This is a genomic window from Bradyrhizobium sp. 76 (assembly GCF_023073025.1).
Classification (GTDB): Bacteria; Pseudomonadota; Alphaproteobacteria; order Rhizobiales; family Xanthobacteraceae; genus Bradyrhizobium.
In genome coordinates this window covers 1-597 of the sequence record NZ_JADPIS010000119.1, presented here as the reverse complement: position 1 = coordinate 597, position 597 = coordinate 1, and the positions used below count along the sequence as shown (strand labels likewise).

The 597-nt window shown below is 66.2% G+C and carries 2 pseudogenes; both read right to left on the bottom strand.

Annotated elements, in window-relative coordinates:
- A pseudogene (locus tag IVB48_RS32975) lies at nucleotides 1–241 on the bottom strand (recombinase family protein); the annotation flags it as partial.
- Nucleotides 210–597: pseudogene (locus IVB48_RS32970) on the bottom strand (recombinase family protein); the annotation flags it as partial. The pseudogenes IVB48_RS32975 and IVB48_RS32970, both read right to left, overlap by 32 nt.

The following is a 597-nucleotide window of genomic DNA, read 5'->3' as shown; positions in this document are numbered from 1 at the left end:
GTCCGCGCCGGCGCTTGGGCAAGCGCAACTCGCTGTGGGCGCCACCCACCCAGTGGACGATGAGAACGATCTCGGAGGCCGCGTCGTCGATATCGGCCACGACCTCATGGATGAGGGTGCGCACAATGCGCTTCTTGAGGCGAGCATCCGTCGTCGGCGCATCCCAGACCGTTTTGAGGTTCGATGCCAGAACACCGAGCGAAGCTGGATCAGCAATGGGGGGCGGGCGTCGCCGCATCATGCATAGCGATCTTGCCCTCGACCTCCACCCCGTGAGCGAGCGCCCTGTTCCAGCGCGCTTCCAGCTCACTCGCCACCAGCCGGTTCGCGGGGTCAGCGGCATCGTATTGCCGGAAAGCCCGGTCGGCGGCATAGCGCGCCGCTTCGAGATCACGACTGAGAGCATCGCGCACCTGATCCCGCCGTTCCCCGGCTTCCTTGGCGGCCGCGGTTGCAGCGGCGATAGCGCCCGGACCGACGACGCCAAGCAGTGCTTCTTCGATTGCATCATCGACGCGCAATCCGCCGAAGGCGATGCAGTGAGGGCCGCCATTGTCCATCCAGGCGCGGCTGCAGCTGTAGCGCGGGATATGGTGC